We start from the raw sequence: 15691 nt of genomic DNA, 5'->3' as shown, positions 1-15691 counted from the left end.
TTGTTCTTTTTAAAATCTGAAACAATAATTTATTATTTAAAACTGATATTAAACTCTTGCATATCTTTTTCAATATAAGCAAGTAATTTTTTATTTTCAAAGAAACGTGTAAAGTAGTACGCAATACGATAATCTTCAACAGCATCTAGTCCTAGCATTTGTTTATTAAACGCTTTTTCGTATAATAAGCAATCTAAAGAGTAAATAGAACTGTGTGTCCGATTAATTTCGATTCCTTTATCACTTAATTCAATACTCTTTGCATAGTCTTTAATTAATGAATAGAATTTTGCGGTATTATAATAAATACGGCATTGCTCTAATGGATAATCTAATTTGAATTCGCTTAGCAATTGTAAAGATTTATCGTAATAAACTTTTGCTTTTTCAATATCATCTTCTAATTCATATAAAATACCAATCGCATTCATGCTCAAAATATTATAAATATTAATATCACGACTAATTTCAGAACCACGATGTAAATAGAATAATGCTTCGCTATTATTTTTCTTACCTAATAAACTCGTAATTCCTTTATAATAGAAAAATTTTGTTTCTAAAATTCTGTTTGAACTTTCGATATCATCTGGATAGTCTTTCAACAAATCATAGGCTTCATCGTGTTTAAAGTAAAAGCATAATTCTTCTACTTTATTTAATAAGCTTTCGAGTTTTTTCTCACTAGAACCTTCGATACATTCTTCCACTTGTAAGTCTAAACGTAGACATACAGATGAGAAAATGTCTAAACTGTCACACACATTTTTGTTTTCAATGTTACTAATTGTTGCTTGTGTACAAATTCCTTTTGCCAATTCAGCTTGCGATAATTTTTTCTTTTTACGCGCTGTTTTGATTTTTTCTCCCGCTACTCTCACAGTCAAAACTCCAATCTTTCTATTTTTTTTGTATTAAACATACCATCATTTTACAGATAATGTTATAATGAAGCTATCATAATAAAGGAGGTGAAATATATGTTTGATTTACTTGCTTTATTAACTGGAATTTCAGTCCGTGGCAATGCACCACACCAATAATTACGTGTTTGTTTAACTGAATTTCTGACGGCTCTACCTATGCCAGTAGGTGGAGCCATTTTTTTATTTAATATTATAAAATTAACAGTATTTCTAAAACCTCATACTTAGTATAACACAAATTATAAATTATGCTAGATAGTTACCAAATTAACGTCATTACAAGGATGTTACGTTTTTACAACATCTTGTAAAACTAGATGTTACTGTCCTTCTTTATCCACCACACTCAACTATAGCGATAGTATCTTATGATAGAAACAACATGTACATTATAACAATTATTATTAAGAAAGCTACTTCTCAATAGGAGAAGTAGCGCTTCTCTCGTTACAGTTTTACTCTTCTTCTTCAGCCATGAATGTATTGAAAACTTCTTCAATCATATCCCATTCAGCGTCTGTTTCAATTTGCTGTAAATCGCCTTCTGTACCTTCTGCGTTTTCCACATATGAGTAAGCTTGCAATTCAACATCTTCATCCTCAGGAATTCCTGCTGGATATAATAAAACATAATTTTTACCGAATTCTTCTTGACCGTCAACAGTTAGTAAGATCTCGTATAATGTTTCATTTCCTTGTTCGTCTACTAAAGTAATGTGTTCATGTCCTTCGTGATCATGATCGTGGTTGTGTTCTGTCATTCTTCTTCTCTCCCTTGATGTATTCAAAGCTCGATAATTATCGGCTATGTGCATCTAAATAATTTTGTAGAATCATTACTGCCGCTAGTTTATCAATGACTTTTTTTCTTTTGGCTCTTGAAGCATCTGCTTGCTCCACCAAGAAACGCTCTGCTTGGACAGTTGTTAATCGTTCATCTTGATAGTCAACAGGTAATTGAAATAATTCTTGAATCTTATCACCATATGCCATAGATGCTTCAGCTCTAGGACCGATGGAATTATTCATGTTTTTCGGTAAACCTACGACAAATTTCGTGACTTCGTATTCTTTCACCAATTCACCTAATCGCTCAAAGCCGAAGTTCTCTTCCTCTTCATTGATGCGAATAATTTCGATGCCTTGCGCTGTCCAACCTAATAAATCACTAACAGCCACACCGACTGTCCGTGAACCTACATCTAGCCCCATGATCCTCATTTGATATCGATTCCGTGGTTCGCTAAGTAATATTTGGTTAATTCTTCCATGATTTCATCACGTTCATGACGACGAATTAAGTTTCGAGCATCTTGATAACGAGGAATGTAAGCCGGGTCCCCAGAAAGTAAATACCCTACTATTTGGTTAATAGGATTGTATCCCTTTTCTTCTAATGCCCGATATACGGTTTCTAACGTTTCACTGATTGCTTTTTTTCGATTATCATCAAAATCAAAGCGTACTGTTTCGTCTGTAAAACCCATTTTACTACACCTCACTTCTACTTTTATACAATTTCATTTTACTAGAAAAGAACCGAAACTACAAACAAAATTTCTTCTCCTTCTCTCTTTTTTGTTATTTCTTAGTCTTTTATTAATAAAGACTCCGCAAAAAAATGACAGCCATCGATAATTTTAAAATTATAAAAACAAATACACAACTTTATAAAACAAGAATAAAGGTCTGCTAAATCGCCAGAATATCACCTTTCCCTTCAATCCATTTTGCGAAAAAATCGACGTTTTTCTTTTGAAAACTTTTAAATATCTATGATTAAATAATATCAGCCTTTTAATGTTACAATTCGCTAACAATCTGTTTACGATGTAAATTTTCAATTGTAGCTGTTATTTATTTCCTCTTTTTGGTTCGTTTGTAGTACACTAGAAGAAAATACATAAAGTGAGGCTTGCTCAATGACTCCTGCTCATTTGGATTTACTTTTAGAAACCTGTTTGTTAGCTGGTAAAATTATGATAGAAAGCGATGCAGAAATGTACCGTGTTGAAGATACAATGAGCCGGATTGCGCTTGCTTCTGGCAACTATCGAATGGTTAGCTATGTGACACAAACTGGGCTATTTGTTGGCATAGATGGAACCTCCACGATTCGTATGGTTCAAGTAATGAAACGTGGCATTGATTTAGAAAAAATCTCTCGTGTGAATCAGCTGTCTCGTGCTTATGTGGCTGGTGATTTTTCTTTAGAGGAATTACTGAATAAACTAAAAGTGATTGATAGTGAACACCGCCATTTTCCAATTAGCGCACGCATTGTTAGTGCGGCCGTTGTCAGCGCTACAATTATGATTCTTTTTGGTGGCGTATGGTCCGATTTATTCTTGACTTTTCTGATTGGTGGTTGCGGCTATAGTCTTTATTATTTTAGTTTAAAGTTTCTCAAGATTAAATTTTTATCTGAATTTTTAGCTTCGCTGTTCATTGGTGCAGCCGCTATTCTTTCAGTCAAATTGGGACTCGGACAATCACAAGATTTAATCATCATTGGTTGTGTCATGCCTTTAGTGCCTGGTGTGCAAATTACCAATGCTCTTCGCGATTTGCTAGCTGGACACTACTTATCGGGTGTTTCTCGTGGGACTGAAGCATTAATGACTTCAGGAATGATTGGTTTTGGCATTGCTTTTGTCTTTCAACTTTTCTATTAAAAGGAGTGACTTACTTGCTAGAAATCGTTTTGGTACAATTTATCTTTAGTTTTTTAGCTTCTGCGGCGTTTGCGATTATTATTAATGTTCCTCGACGATCACTGGTGGCTTGTGGTCTAACTGGTAGTGTGAGCTGGATGCTTTATTGGGTAATCGTTGAAGTTTTTAGTGGGAATGCGGCATTAGGTTCCCTCATCGGTGCTGTCGGTGTTGCGGCAGTAAGCTACCTATTCTCAAAAATATTGAAAATGCCTGTCACGATTTTTAATATTCCTGGTATTGTTCCATTGGTACCTGGTGGCTTAGCTTATCAAGCTGTTCGGAATATCGTAATTGGCAATTATGAAAAAGGCGCCTATTTTACCGTGCAAGCTGTAATGATTGCTGGGGCAATTGCGTTAGGCTTAGTCGCTTCAGAGGTTTTCAATCAGAATATCCGCAGCTTTCGAGAAAAAAGAGAATCTTTGGGTTTTATTCGTCGTAAGCGCAACAAAATTAAAAAATAGATAGCAAAAAAGTTGGTTGCTTCCATTTGATAAGGAAGCAACCAACTTTTTTTAAAAGGAACGATAGACATATTGATTTTTTGGTGCTTGATCTGCTTTGACTTTCTCCACTTGCACAGTTGGTATTTGTCGTTTAAACGGTGGATAATAGGACAACTCAACGGTTCCGGTAATCGTTACCCAATCATTGTTTTGAAATTGCGTATGTTCAGGAAAATGAACCAACAAGCCAAAAACGCCAGAATCAGCGACACAATGAATAATCCCAAAACGGAAGACAAATTGGTCAACACTTTCTTCTCGTTTTGAATTATAGACAAAGCCTTTATAAGAAATCCTTTTCCCTGCAAATTGACTTGGATAATTATAGATTAATTCCATAATTTCCAAATAGTTTTCATCCGTAATTGAAATCACAGATTGTCCATCATATTGTTTCATGGCTTTTGCCATCTGCTTGTCATAATCCGTCTTATTGAAATACATACTTGTATCAGGTTTCAAATATTGCGTTTGCATATCAGGATCCCCTACTGATTCTTTACTTACCGGAAAGTTAAAGCCTTTTGCTTCAACAATTGTTGTATCTAAACTAACTGTCGGAAATAATAAGCCAACAATCAACGGTAAAGAAAGTAGTAAATAGGCAAGCCCTCTTTGGCTGGGTTTTTCCAAATTATGCTGATGGCCATGATGTTCATGTCCCCCATGATGGTGCATGTCTTCATGTTTTTTTTGCATTGATGGATCTGCTTGGTTCCACAAAATCAATTGAACAATCGCCATAATAAAAGCTAAAACCATTGATAAAACAGCTAAGTAATTATAATGAATATTGATATATTGGTTCAGCTCACCTGAAATTTGAAGATACATCATCAACCCCATATATCCAATTAAAATAATAAATCGTATCATCGATTGTAGGCCTCCTTTCTAAACTACTGCCGCATAAATAGTTACGACAAGCGCCACTATCAAAACAAATTGTACAATGAATGACATTTTAAAATAACGTTTCATCATCAATAAATTTTTAATATCTACCATTGGACCAAAAACTAAGAAGGCGACAATTGGTCCTGTGCCAAACAAACTCAAAAGAGAAGAACCAATAAATGCATCTGCTTCTGAACAAAGTGATAAAGTAGCAGCGATGACTAGCATGACTAGAATCGCTAAAATCTTTGAATGGCCCAGTTGCATAAGTGCACCAGTTGGAATATAGGTTTGCATGATTGCTGCCAACAAGGAACCAAAAATTAAATAACGACCCGTATCAAAAAATTCATCAATACTATGGGTTAACGCTGACCAGCCGTTTTTCCAAAATGAACGAGCTTCATCAACGTGTTCATGCGTATGAGCAACCTGCTCTTCTTTAATCTGCGCCAACTCTTTTTCTGTTAAAATTGATTCTTTTCGAAAATAAGCTAACCAAATGCCGATAACCCACGCGACAATCATACTGCCTAAAACTCGCCAAATCACAAATTTTGTTGCGCCACTAAAGGCTACGTATGTTGAGAATAGCACAATTGGATTAATGATTGGTGCCGTTAACATAAAAGCAAAAGCGGTATGTGTTGGTACATCTTTTTTAACAAATTGATGCACAATGGGTACGATCCCGCATTCACAAGAAGGGAAGAAAAAACCTAGGAAACTCCCTACACAAATTGATAAAAATTTATTTTTAGGTAACACTTTTTTTACTCGTTCTGGTGTTAAAAAAACATGTAAAGCGCCTGAAATCAAGCAACCTAACATGACAAAAGGCAATGCTTCGATAATAATCGAAAGAAAAATAGTGCTCATCTGTAAAACAGAGTTTGGTAAAAATTGAAACATCATAGACCTCCCACTAGTAAAAATCTAGTTAACTATACTCCTAACACCAGACAAACACAAGTACTTGTCAAAAAATTAACTAAGAGTTTAAAAGTATTATCACCGATGTCTCTGTCAAACCAGCTGGATAAAAGAACAAAAAATGAGCATGGGACAAAAATCACTTTGGATTTTTGCTCCACACTCAAAAACTGATAGACCACCATTATTCTAAATTTGAAATAACTCTGAGGCTGAATCGGGGTCTGTATCATATACCTTAAATGCTTCACCGACACCTAAATCCTTTTGCTTCAAAGTAGACTCCATGGCCATTCGCGCATGAAGTTTCGTATTATTTTCTTTGCTAAGATGACCTAAATAAATGCGTTTTGTTTTATCACCTAATACATCCGCCATCACAAGAGCACCATCATCATTGGATAAATGGCCTTTATCTCCTAAAATCCGTTGTTTAAGACTCCATGGATAAGGTCCTGCTCGCAAAATTTCAATTTCATGATTGCTTTCGACTAAATAAGCATCTGCATTTTCAATCGTACCACGAATATGATCGCTACAATAACCTGTATCCGTTAGAACAACAAAGGAACGATTATTGCGATGAAAACGATAAAATTGAGGCGCAATCGCATCATGTGAGACACCAAAACTTTCAATGTCCATATCTCCCAAGGTCAAAACTTTGCCCATTTCAAAAATATGTTTTTGAGCGACATCGACTTTGCCAATCATGGGATCCATCGCTTGCCACGTTTTTTCATTAGCATAGACATCTAACTTATATTTTCGCGCTAACACGCCAACGCCGTGAATGTGATCCCGATGTTCATGTGTAACTAAAATCGCATCTAAATCTTCTGGTTTGCGATTGACTTCTGCTAACAGTGAAGTGATTTTTTTGCCACTTAAACCCGCATCTACTAATACTTTCTTTTGGTTGGTTTCAATAAAAAGGGAATTGCCTGTACTGCCACTGGCAAGAACACTGATATTAAAAGCAAACTCTGAATCCATTTAAAACTCTTCCCTTCTACATTACAACATTAACGTGTTTCATTATACAACGGACCTTAATGTTTTTCCACCTTTGGCACAGTATTATTTGTGATGATGGTATTACTTACGGCATTCACCTGTTCAATTTCAACTGAATCTTCACCAGTAGAAATTCCTACAAACCAGACTGGAACGTATACATTTTTCTCACGAATTTTATAAATTCTTGAATAGGCCAATTTAATGAATGTTATTTTGGAATTACTAGGAATCCGGTTATTCATATAGAGCGTGTCTATCGCATCACGATTGGAATATAAATCCGTTTTGTCTCGTAACTCTTCAATATTTTCAATGTGCGTTTGCGAATATTTACTAATTTTCCATAATTCACCTGACGTATCTGCTAAAATACTTAATTTTGCCGTGTCGTCTCTAAAAGGAATTCCTTTATACGATTGTGCAGCCACAATTTCTGCCGTCGGCTCTTTTAAATGAGAAAATTCTGGTAAGTATTGATATTCGTCTCCGAATAATAAAGCATTTTTTTCATTTAAAAAAGTACTTAAATCTTTATCAATTTTCTTAGGATCAATAAAATAGTTTTTACTAGGCACACTCGTTAAAGTATTATCCGCAATTTGCAGCCCATTTCTCAAAAAGTTTTTATTCTTTTCACGTTGGATTTTTAAAGCAGCAGAAAAATTGGTTTGTTCGCCACTTAAATAATAGCCTTCCAATCGTTCTGAAGAAAGTGTCCCTTTATACGAGATGTTATCTTTTTCCAACCGACTTTCAATCGATTCTGTTTGGCTGGAAGAAGAGACGTTGCTCTCCTCTTGTTGACCTTCCCGATAAATTCCAAATAAAAAGATATTTAATCCTAAAAATGATAAGAAGAAAATCCACTCAATTCGTTTAAAATCCATTAGCCCACCTCCAAGCTTGGTAATTGTTTTACCAAGTCCGTTGCAGTGTACCAATTGTTGTTATAAAGGACATACCATTCCGGACTTAAATCAACGACTTGTTTGACTTCTTCAATTGTCTGCCACGTATAACCGATAACAGCCGATTGGATTTTTTCCTTTTTAGCACCAGCCGTTTCTAAACGCTTAATCAATTTTTCCGTGCTTTCCAGTGTCACTTCTTCTTCTGAAGGAATCGGTACTTGGATTGTATTCACACTTGTGTTAATGGTTACGCTTGGCGCAGCACCATCGTTGTTCGTGATGCGAATATCCACTTGGCCTTTTAAATCATTACTGAACACTGGGAAACCTTCCACAAAAGTCCGATAATTGACACTATCTTTCGTTCGATCAAAGTAACGTAAATTCCCCATATTGGTTCCTAAACGTTTTACATAAGAAAAGCTTTGATTATAGATTGAATCCCGTTTATTCTCTTCTGGCAAGGTCCCTTTAAAATCAATTTTTCCCAGTTTTTCTTCTGCAAACAATCGTTCTTCTTTACTCGTATAGGTTAAGTCTTGACTGTCTTCATTGGTTTGGATATCTTCCGTTTCATTGAAAAAAGCATTCCTAAAACGAGTAACTGGTTGCGAAGCTAAGATATAACTGTACTTTTTCAACTTCATATCATTGGTTAAATAACATTGCCCTTGTTTGGTTAGCGTATTTTCGGAAACATCTTGATATTGCAATCCCTCTTTATTGATAATTCCCATTAAGCGCGCCTTATTGACAGTCATGGGCGCTTCATAGACGTTGGCTTGGTCATAATCTAAAAAACGTATCTTATTTTCGTTAAAATCCAATTGAATTTTCGTAAAATACTGGTCCGTCAACTCATTAAAGTTAGTAAAATTAATGGATAGATTATAAATCGAAGCATAGTCCGAGATTAAAAAGGGACCTTGATAAAGAAGTTCAATACCTTGGTCCATTTGATTGTAGCGCTTAAGTTGCTCTGCATTTTTTGTCACAACTTGTGTCAATTTACCAAACGTAGCCATTTTAATATCATTTTGAACATTACTAATTAATGTTTCACGATTACTTTGCATCGCTTTTCCATCAGTTATTCGAATCAATTGCAAAGGTAAATAGACATCGCCAATGGCTTTTTCATTGACAGCTGTTGTGACTTGGCTTCCCGACTTCATTTCTGGTATTTTTTTGGCAGAATTCAGCCAGATATTGACTGAAAAATATATACTTAAAATGACCATTAAAATCAAGCCAATTCTTGTAATCCATTCTGATAATTTCATCATTCCCACCAATCCTCTTCATAAGGTTCATATGGTAGTGAAATATAGAAAGTCGATCCTTCACCTTCTGTACTTTCCACCCAAATACTCCCGTTATGGGCCCGAATTACTTCTTTAGAAATTGCTAAACCTAAACCAGTCCCACCTTGTGCTCGCGCACGGGCTTTATCCACACGATAAAAACGCTCGAAGACTTTCCCGAGATCTTTTTTAGGGATGCCCAAACCTTGGTCCGAGATACTAAAGACGACATTATTATGTGTTTCAACTAGTCGGCAGGTAATGACGCCGCCATCTGGCGAATACTTAATCGCATTGTTCAAAATGTTGTCTAAAACCTGAATTACTTTGTCTGTATCTAACTCTACCCATAAATCGCGTTTAGTAAATTCACGGCGAATTTTGTAATTTTTTTGCTCATTTTCAATCATCATATCAAAGCGATCCAAGACAAAATTAATCAATTCGTTAAAATTCACATACTCTAATTGAAGATGTGTATTCCCAGAGTCCATCCGAGATAAATTTAACAAATCATTAATCATACGAATCATCCGGTCGGTTTCTTCTAACGTGACTTTTAAGAAATTCGGCGCAATCTCAGGGTTTTCCCAAGCTCCTTCACTCAAAGCCTCTATATAACTACGCATACTTGTCAAAGGCGTTCGCAACTCATGAGAAACATTGGAAACAAATTCCCGTCTTTCCCGTTCGTTTTTTTCCTGTTCTGTGACGTCATGAAGTACGCAAACTAAGCCAGTAATAAATCCTGATTCCCGACGAATCATCGTAAAGTCTACCCGGATAATCATTTGGTCTTCTTCACGATCAGACGTTGAGCGATCAATCAGCAGTTCATCTGGCTCTTCTAACAGCTTCCGCAATGTGTAGTCTTCTTCAATATCTAACAACTCTAATAACGAGGTCCCAATCACATTTTCATTTTTTACATTTAATAATGAAAGGGCCATTTCATTAATCGTAATCACCTTTCCGCGGCGATCCGTCGCAATGACGCCATCTGTCATATGCGTTAGGACACTATCTAAACGATTTCTTTCTGCTTCCATTGTTTCTTGTGCTTCTTCAATCCGTTCTGATAATTGATTAAATGTTTCTGCTAATTGGCCTAATTCATCTTTTCCATGGACTTCTACTTTTCCAGCGTAATCACCACGAGCGATTCGAATGGCTTGCTCGCGCATTTCACCAATCGGCTTCGTGATTGATCGTGCAATCAGTAAGGTCACAATAATCGAAATTGCTGCGGCAATAATAGAAGCAGTGAAAAAGATACTTGCTGTGTTGGTAATTTCTTGGTATTTATTTTCTAAATTACTTTTCACATAAAGGACACCAATCACTGTTTCTCCAGTAGGCGATTGAATCGGCTGAACATTCACATACACGCGTTTATCATTATCTAAAGCTTGATATTTTTTACTCGTAAAGTCATTTAAATCACGATAATCATTCTTTTTCCCAATAATATTTTGTTGATTTAAATCATTGGTTGCCCGAATAATCCCTTTATCATCGACAATTCTCGCTTCAGAAATATCTGCATTTGAAAAATCAGATAACGCTTTTTTTAAATTGGCATCAACGTCACTACGTTCGAGATCTTTGTTGCTCATCTGCGTACTTAACGTGTTTGACAATTGGACAACTTGGGAATCCATATTTTTTTTAAAATCGGAAATTGTAGTGGCTTCCAATTCACGAATGAAATAGCCACCAATGATTTGAATCGCAATCAGTAACAGCAGAATAAATGATAACGCAATCTTAAAATTAACAGATTGAAAAAAGTGAACTTTTTTCTTCATACCTGATTACTCCTGTTCAGGATTTCTTAGATAATAACCAACCCCACGACGAGTAACTAAATACGTTGGATGACTTGGACTATCTTCAATTTTTTCTCTTAAACGACGTACGGTTACGTCCACTGTCCGCACATCCCCAAAATAATCATAACCCCAAACGGTTTGTAATAAATGTTCACGAGTCATCACTTGTCCGATATGTTTTGCTAAGTAATAAAGTAACTCAAATTCACGGTGGGTTAATTCAATTTTTTCACCCCGTTTTGAGACCATGTATGCATCAGGATGAATGGTTAAATCACCAATCGTTAATTCAGATTGTGTTGTCACCTCAGCTTCTTTCGCATTGGTTGCACCTCGCCGTAAATTGGCTTTTACACGAGCAACTAATTCACGATTTGAAAATGGTTTCGTTACATAGTCATCGGCTCCTAATTCCAATCCTAAAACCTTATCAATTTCAGAATCTTTGGCAGTCACCATAATGATTGGCATATCATGTGTTTTGCGCACTTCTCGCGCGACTTCTAAGCCATCCATTTTAGGGAGCATTAAGTCTAAAATAATTAAGTCTGGTTCCACTTCTTCCACTTTTTCAAGTGCTTCTTCTCCATCGTAAGCAGTAAATACTTCATATCCTTCTTTAACCAAATTATATTTAACGATCTCTGAAATTGGCTTCTCGTCATCAACTACTAAAATTTTCTTCACAAAGAGACACCTCTTTTTCCTTCTAATCTTATTTGATACTTTCCTATTATACCTTATTTTGATGATGTTTTCATCTTTGGTTAAAAATGCGCCTCCAGGTTCTCCTAGTATAACAAAAAAAGAATCTCTGACAACAATTGACGCTTGTTATCAAAGATTCTTCTTTCGCTAATCTATTCTTCCGTACCTAAGACGAATTTTGCTACAAGAGCGGCTAATAATCCACCAATTAATGGCGCAACGATAAAAATCCACAACTCAGATAACGCTGAACCACCCGCAAAAACGGCTGGCGCGATGCTACGAGCTGGGTTGACAGAAGTTCCTGTCAAAGGAATGCCGACTAAGTGAATCATTGTTAGTGTTAACCCAATTACGATTCCTGCTAATGAAGCATTGCCTTTCTTAGCACTTGTAACTGTCATGACAACTAAAACAAAAATAAATGTTAAAATAATTTCGACTGTCAATGCACCAGCAACACTTAATTCCCCTACGCCATTTTGACCTAAGTTCTCAATACTTTTACCAGCACCTTTTAGAATGCTTAATAATGCAAATGAGGCAATCAAGCCGCCAACAATTTGTCCCACTACATAGTAGATTAATTCCATTGTTGTTATTCGTTTATTAAGCCACATTCCTAGAGAAACAGCTGGATTTAGATGTGCACCTGAAATTGTGCCAATACTATAGGCAGCAGCAACGATTGTTAACCCAAATGCTAAGGCAATCCCCGTTGTTCCAATCCCTTCCATACCATTTCCTAGAACGGCTGTTCCTGTCCCAAAAAAGACAAGAATAAATGTTCCTAAACATTCTGCTATTGCTTTTTTCACAAAAAATTCCCCCTTTGTAGACAAATTGTAACACATTCGTGAAATTTTCAATATAATTTTCGTTGTTTTTTCAGCAAAATGATATTTCTATGAAAAAGAGAAATCTTAAATGAAAAATCCCCTCAAAAAAATTTGAGGGGATTTTTCATTTAATTAATCATTTAATAACTGTATACCAACACCTAAAAGTCCTGGTCCTGTATGAACAACTAATGCCGGACTAATCGTTCCAAAGTAAATTTCTTCTGCTTGTGGAAAAGCTGCTTTCAAGCGTTCCATCATTGCTTTTGCTTCTTCCTCTGCCGCACCGTGAGCGACTGCCAAACGGAAACGGGGTGCCTCACCTATAAAGTTCGTCACCAACTCAAACGTTTTATCAAGACTTTTTTTACGGCCGCGAGACTTAGCCACCGTATAGTAAATGCCTTCTTCATTACAAGAAATAATGGGGTTTAATTTTAGCGCATTCCCTAAAATAGAAGTGACTAAACCAATTCGTCCACCTTTTTGTAGATATTCTAAAGTGGCTACATTAAAAAATACTTTTGCGTTGGCTACTTCTTCTGTTAATTTTTGTTGTAATTCTTGCCATCCTAATCCTGTTTCAATTAATTCTGCTGCTCGTATCGCCTGAATGCCAGCCCCGATACCAATGTTCTTTGTATCTAAAACAAATACATCTAGTCCTTCGGTTTGTTCTCCAAGCAAGCGAACTACATTATACGTTCCACTTAAACCACTAGAAATGGTCACCGCTAAGACTTTTTCGTAACCCGCTTCTTTAATTTTGTCAAAAATAGCTTGGATTGTTGCACCATCAGGTAATGAAGTACTAGGGATTTCTTTCTCTAAACGTTGATACACTTCTTCTGGTGTAATATCTACCTTATCTGTATAGGTTTTTTCAGGATAAATAATCTGTAAGGGCAAGACATACATGCCGTATTGTTTGACTAATGCCTCTGGAACATCTGTCCCAGAATCAACCAGTAGTGCGATCTTTTCTTTATTCATGTGTCATCTCATCCATTTCTTTTAAGTATTCTTGTTCCAATTCAATCACTTTTTCACTAAACATTTTAGTAGCAAAAGACATTGTCGCTGCTTTTACAGCCAAATATTCAATCCCCATAGGTTCTTGTGATTTGGCCTGAACTTCTTTTTCTTGCGCTTGAGCAGCAATCACATAAATCGCTCGTTCCTGTTCTTGACAAAATAAATTGTACGCTTCACGAATACCAACCGTGGCTCCTTGGAATAAAATGCCTTGCTTAATTTCTGGCAATGTTAACACTTGTTTCAACAACGTAATCGCAATTAAAAACGCTAAATGCTTTTGATTGTAGCGCTTTTTCACTGGGGCCGGGATTAACCCGTGTTTGACATAATTATTAACCATTGAGGACGTTAACAAAGTATGTTTTTCCAGTGTAATCAATGGGGATAAGTATTTTTCTATCAGAGTAATCACTTGATCCATATATAATTCAATATCTGGTAACTCATGCCATCTTGGCAAATGAACGTTTTCCAATTGTTGGCCCCAATCTTGTAGTGATTTTTCTATCTCGTCCATAAAAACCCTCCTAACCATTTCTAAAAAAGAATATCATACTTTTGACAATTATTCAATCTAGTTTTTAAAACTAGATTGAATAAAAAAGAAAAGCGAGCAATTTTGGAATTGTTCACTTTTCTCTCTTTATTTTTTTAAAGAACGTTTTCCGATTAAAACACCTATCAAAAACAGGCCTTCTAATAAAACAAAAAACAAGATAAAACAATGCATAAAGTAGGATTCAGGTAAGGCATTGATAATCGGATCAGTCAGCGGATTAAATAACCAAGCATCGTTGTTAAAAAATAATCCATGAAACGCAATAAAAAATTGATCAAAGCCAATCAGCATGAAAAAGCCAAAAAGCACAGGCAAAAACATGCCCCACTGAAATGGCCGTATCAATGTCCATAACCGCTGATTTTTTACCAAATATTTTAAATAAAGGACACTAGGCATCAACGTAACTAGTAATACGCCATAGCACAATAAAAACAATTTTTTCACTTCATAAAAATGAAAAGCCGCGCTATCAGACATTGGGAAATCAGGAAATACTAATGTTTTTTCAAAAGGATTGTTTAAGTACATCATTAAATGATCGTAATTTTTAATCAAGGTCACACGATCAACCTCTACGTCTTTTAAAATATTTAAGTGTTGGATATCAAAAAGATACAATGGACGAAAATTAATCGTGATCGTGATACTTAAAGCCACAATCGTTAAAAACAAACAAATGAGTCCAAGTGTTTCCCTTAAACGCAATTTCGACCTCATCATACTCAAAAAGTCCATTCATCTAAGGAATCAACAACATAGGTTGGTGGCGTTGGCAAAGTTGGAACAGCTGACTTAGGGGTAAAACCTGATGTAACTAACAAGCTATCAATACCATTTTGAATCCCTGATTGAATATCGGTTTCATAATTATCTCCAACCATAATTACTTGCTCTTTTTCCACGCCTAAATGCGCAATCGCTCGTTCCATGATAATCGCTTTTGGTTTGCCAATATAAACTGGTTTTGTTTGAGTAGCTGTCTCCACAAACGTCACAACTGAACCTGCACCAGGTAATAAGCCTCTTTCTGTCGGAATGTTCTTATCTGGATTGGTCCCAATAAACAACGCCCCTTTTTGAATGGCTAAGGTAGCTAAAACCACTTTTTCGTAAGATAATTCTGTATCAAGTCCCACGACAACATAATCAGGATTTGTTTCATCCCATTCAAAACCTGCTTCTAAAATTAAGTCAATTAAACCAGCCTCGCCGATGACAAAGACTTTCTTGCCTCGATTGGTTTCTTTCATGTAATCAATCGTCGCTAAAGTCGCTGTATAAACAAGGGATGCTGGGACATGAATATCAAATTCATTTGCTAAACGTTGTGCCACTGTTTCAGGAGATTTAGTGGTATTATTCGTTACAAATAAAAAAGGCAAATCTTTTTCCTGTAACTGCTCGACAAAACGTTTTCCGGCTGGAATTGGTTCTTTTCCTAAATAAATCGTTCCATCTAAATCAATTAAATATCCTTGATAGTCTTTTTTCACTCTGT

19 protein-coding genes are annotated in these 15691 nt (G+C 35.8%); 2 read left to right on the top strand and 17 right to left on the bottom strand.

Annotated elements, in window-relative coordinates; translation table 11 throughout:
- Window positions 1–32: 32 nt before the first annotated feature.
- The 4 genes from AB3I72_RS10955 to ireB all read right to left on the bottom strand — a co-directional run bounded on the left by AB3I72_RS10955 (window position 33) and on the right by ireB (window position 2413).
- The gene (locus AB3I72_RS10955; protein WP_002382173.1) at window positions 33–881 is read right to left on the bottom strand and encodes a helix-turn-helix domain-containing protein; all 849 of its coding nucleotides are present in this window, start codon (window positions 879–881) and stop codon (window positions 33–35) included.
- A gap of 500 nt (window positions 882–1381) precedes the next feature.
- Window positions 1382–1687 (bottom strand): DUF1292 domain-containing protein, encoded by a 306-nt coding sequence (locus AB3I72_RS10950; protein WP_002357933.1) that lies wholly within the window; start codon window positions 1685–1687, stop codon window positions 1382–1384.
- A gap of 37 nt (window positions 1688–1724) precedes the next feature.
- Window positions 1725–2147, bottom strand: a complete 423-nt coding sequence (ruvX, locus tag AB3I72_RS10945; RefSeq protein ID WP_002357936.1) for a Holliday junction resolvase RuvX — start codon at window positions 2145–2147, stop codon at window positions 1725–1727.
- Window positions 2144–2413: a regulatory phosphoprotein IreB gene (gene ireB, locus AB3I72_RS10940; RefSeq protein ID WP_002357937.1), complete on the bottom strand. Its 270-nt coding sequence runs from the start codon at window positions 2411–2413 to the stop codon at window positions 2144–2146. Before ireB ends, ruvX begins: the two co-directional genes overlap by 4 nt.
- Before the next feature lie 435 nt (window positions 2414–2848).
- Here ireB and AB3I72_RS10935 point away from each other — a divergent pair, with 435 nt between their 5' ends.
- Together AB3I72_RS10935 and AB3I72_RS10930 are read left to right on the top strand one after the other, a co-directional pair.
- The gene (locus AB3I72_RS10935) at window positions 2849–3601 is read left to right on the top strand and encodes a threonine/serine exporter family protein (protein ID WP_002357938.1); all 753 of its coding nucleotides are present in this window, start codon (window positions 2849–2851) and stop codon (window positions 3599–3601) included.
- 5 nt (window positions 3602–3606) lie between these two features.
- Window positions 3607–4107 carry a threonine/serine exporter family protein gene (locus tag AB3I72_RS10930; RefSeq protein ID WP_368023916.1) on the top strand — a complete coding sequence of 167 codons (501 nt, stop codon included), beginning with the start codon at window positions 3607–3609 and terminating at the stop codon, window positions 4105–4107.
- A gap of 51 nt (window positions 4108–4158) precedes the next feature.
- Here AB3I72_RS10930 and AB3I72_RS10925 read toward each other — a convergent pair whose 3' ends face one another.
- The 13 genes from AB3I72_RS10925 to AB3I72_RS10865 all read right to left on the bottom strand — a co-directional run bounded on the left by AB3I72_RS10925 (window position 4159) and on the right by AB3I72_RS10865 (window position 15686).
- Window positions 4159–5025 carry a TIGR03943 family protein gene (locus AB3I72_RS10925; RefSeq protein WP_002382171.1) on the bottom strand — a complete coding sequence of 289 codons (867 nt, stop codon included), beginning with the start codon at window positions 5023–5025 and terminating at the stop codon, window positions 4159–4161.
- Between the two features lie 18 nt (window positions 5026–5043).
- Window positions 5044–5958 carry a permease gene (locus AB3I72_RS10920; RefSeq protein WP_002357942.1) on the bottom strand — a complete coding sequence of 305 codons (915 nt, stop codon included), beginning with the start codon at window positions 5956–5958 and terminating at the stop codon, window positions 5044–5046.
- Between the two features lie 32 nt (window positions 5959–5990).
- Complete coding sequence (locus tag AB3I72_RS10915) at window positions 5991–6212, bottom strand: hypothetical protein (protein ID WP_104806579.1); 222 nt, start codon at window positions 6210–6212, stop codon at window positions 5991–5993.
- Window positions 6169–6975: an MBL fold metallo-hydrolase gene (locus AB3I72_RS10910; protein ID WP_002357943.1), complete on the bottom strand. Its 807-nt coding sequence runs from the start codon at window positions 6973–6975 to the stop codon at window positions 6169–6171. The genes AB3I72_RS10915 and AB3I72_RS10910 overlap by 44 nt, the downstream gene beginning before the upstream one ends.
- A gap of 56 nt (window positions 6976–7031) precedes the next feature.
- Window positions 7032–7886, bottom strand: coding sequence for a two-component system regulatory protein YycI (locus AB3I72_RS10905; protein WP_368023915.1), 855 nt, complete (start codon window positions 7884–7886; stop codon window positions 7032–7034).
- The gene (locus tag AB3I72_RS10900; RefSeq protein ID WP_002415183.1) at window positions 7886–9196 is read right to left on the bottom strand and encodes a YycH family regulatory protein; all 1311 of its coding nucleotides are present in this window, start codon (window positions 9194–9196) and stop codon (window positions 7886–7888) included. The genes AB3I72_RS10905 and AB3I72_RS10900 overlap by 1 nt, the downstream gene beginning before the upstream one ends.
- On the bottom strand, window positions 9193–11022 hold the full coding sequence (walK, locus tag AB3I72_RS10895) for a cell wall metabolism sensor histidine kinase WalK (protein ID WP_002357946.1): 1830 nt from the start codon (window positions 11020–11022) through the stop codon (window positions 9193–9195). Before walK ends, AB3I72_RS10900 begins: the two co-directional genes overlap by 4 nt.
- A gap of 6 nt (window positions 11023–11028) precedes the next feature.
- The gene (gene yycF, locus AB3I72_RS10890; RefSeq protein ID WP_002357947.1) at window positions 11029–11733 is read right to left on the bottom strand and encodes a response regulator YycF; all 705 of its coding nucleotides are present in this window, start codon (window positions 11731–11733) and stop codon (window positions 11029–11031) included.
- 173 nt (window positions 11734–11906) lie between these two features.
- The gene (locus AB3I72_RS10885; protein ID WP_368023914.1) at window positions 11907–12608 is read right to left on the bottom strand and encodes an MIP/aquaporin family protein; all 702 of its coding nucleotides are present in this window, start codon (window positions 12606–12608) and stop codon (window positions 11907–11909) included.
- A gap of 117 nt (window positions 12609–12725) precedes the next feature.
- Window positions 12726–13586, bottom strand: coding sequence for a DegV family protein (locus AB3I72_RS10880; RefSeq protein WP_002357950.1), 861 nt, complete (start codon window positions 13584–13586; stop codon window positions 12726–12728).
- Window positions 13579–14148: a DUF1836 domain-containing protein gene (locus tag AB3I72_RS10875; RefSeq protein WP_002361647.1), complete on the bottom strand. Its 570-nt coding sequence runs from the start codon at window positions 14146–14148 to the stop codon at window positions 13579–13581. Before AB3I72_RS10875 ends, AB3I72_RS10880 begins: the two co-directional genes overlap by 8 nt.
- Window positions 14149–14274: 126 nt before the next feature.
- Window positions 14275–14928, bottom strand: a complete 654-nt coding sequence (locus AB3I72_RS10870; RefSeq protein WP_025191113.1) for a TIGR01906 family membrane protein — start codon at window positions 14926–14928, stop codon at window positions 14275–14277.
- The gene (locus AB3I72_RS10865) at window positions 14916–15686 is read right to left on the bottom strand and encodes a TIGR01457 family HAD-type hydrolase (protein WP_002357953.1); all 771 of its coding nucleotides are present in this window, start codon (window positions 15684–15686) and stop codon (window positions 14916–14918) included. Before AB3I72_RS10865 ends, AB3I72_RS10870 begins: the two co-directional genes overlap by 13 nt.
- Window positions 15687–15691: the final 5 nt, after the last annotated feature.

The organism is Enterococcus sp. GC34, assembly GCF_040886645.1.
Lineage (GTDB): Bacteria > Bacillota > Bacilli > Lactobacillales > Enterococcaceae > Enterococcus > Enterococcus faecalis.
This window is presented reverse-complemented; position numbering and strand designations above follow the sequence as displayed.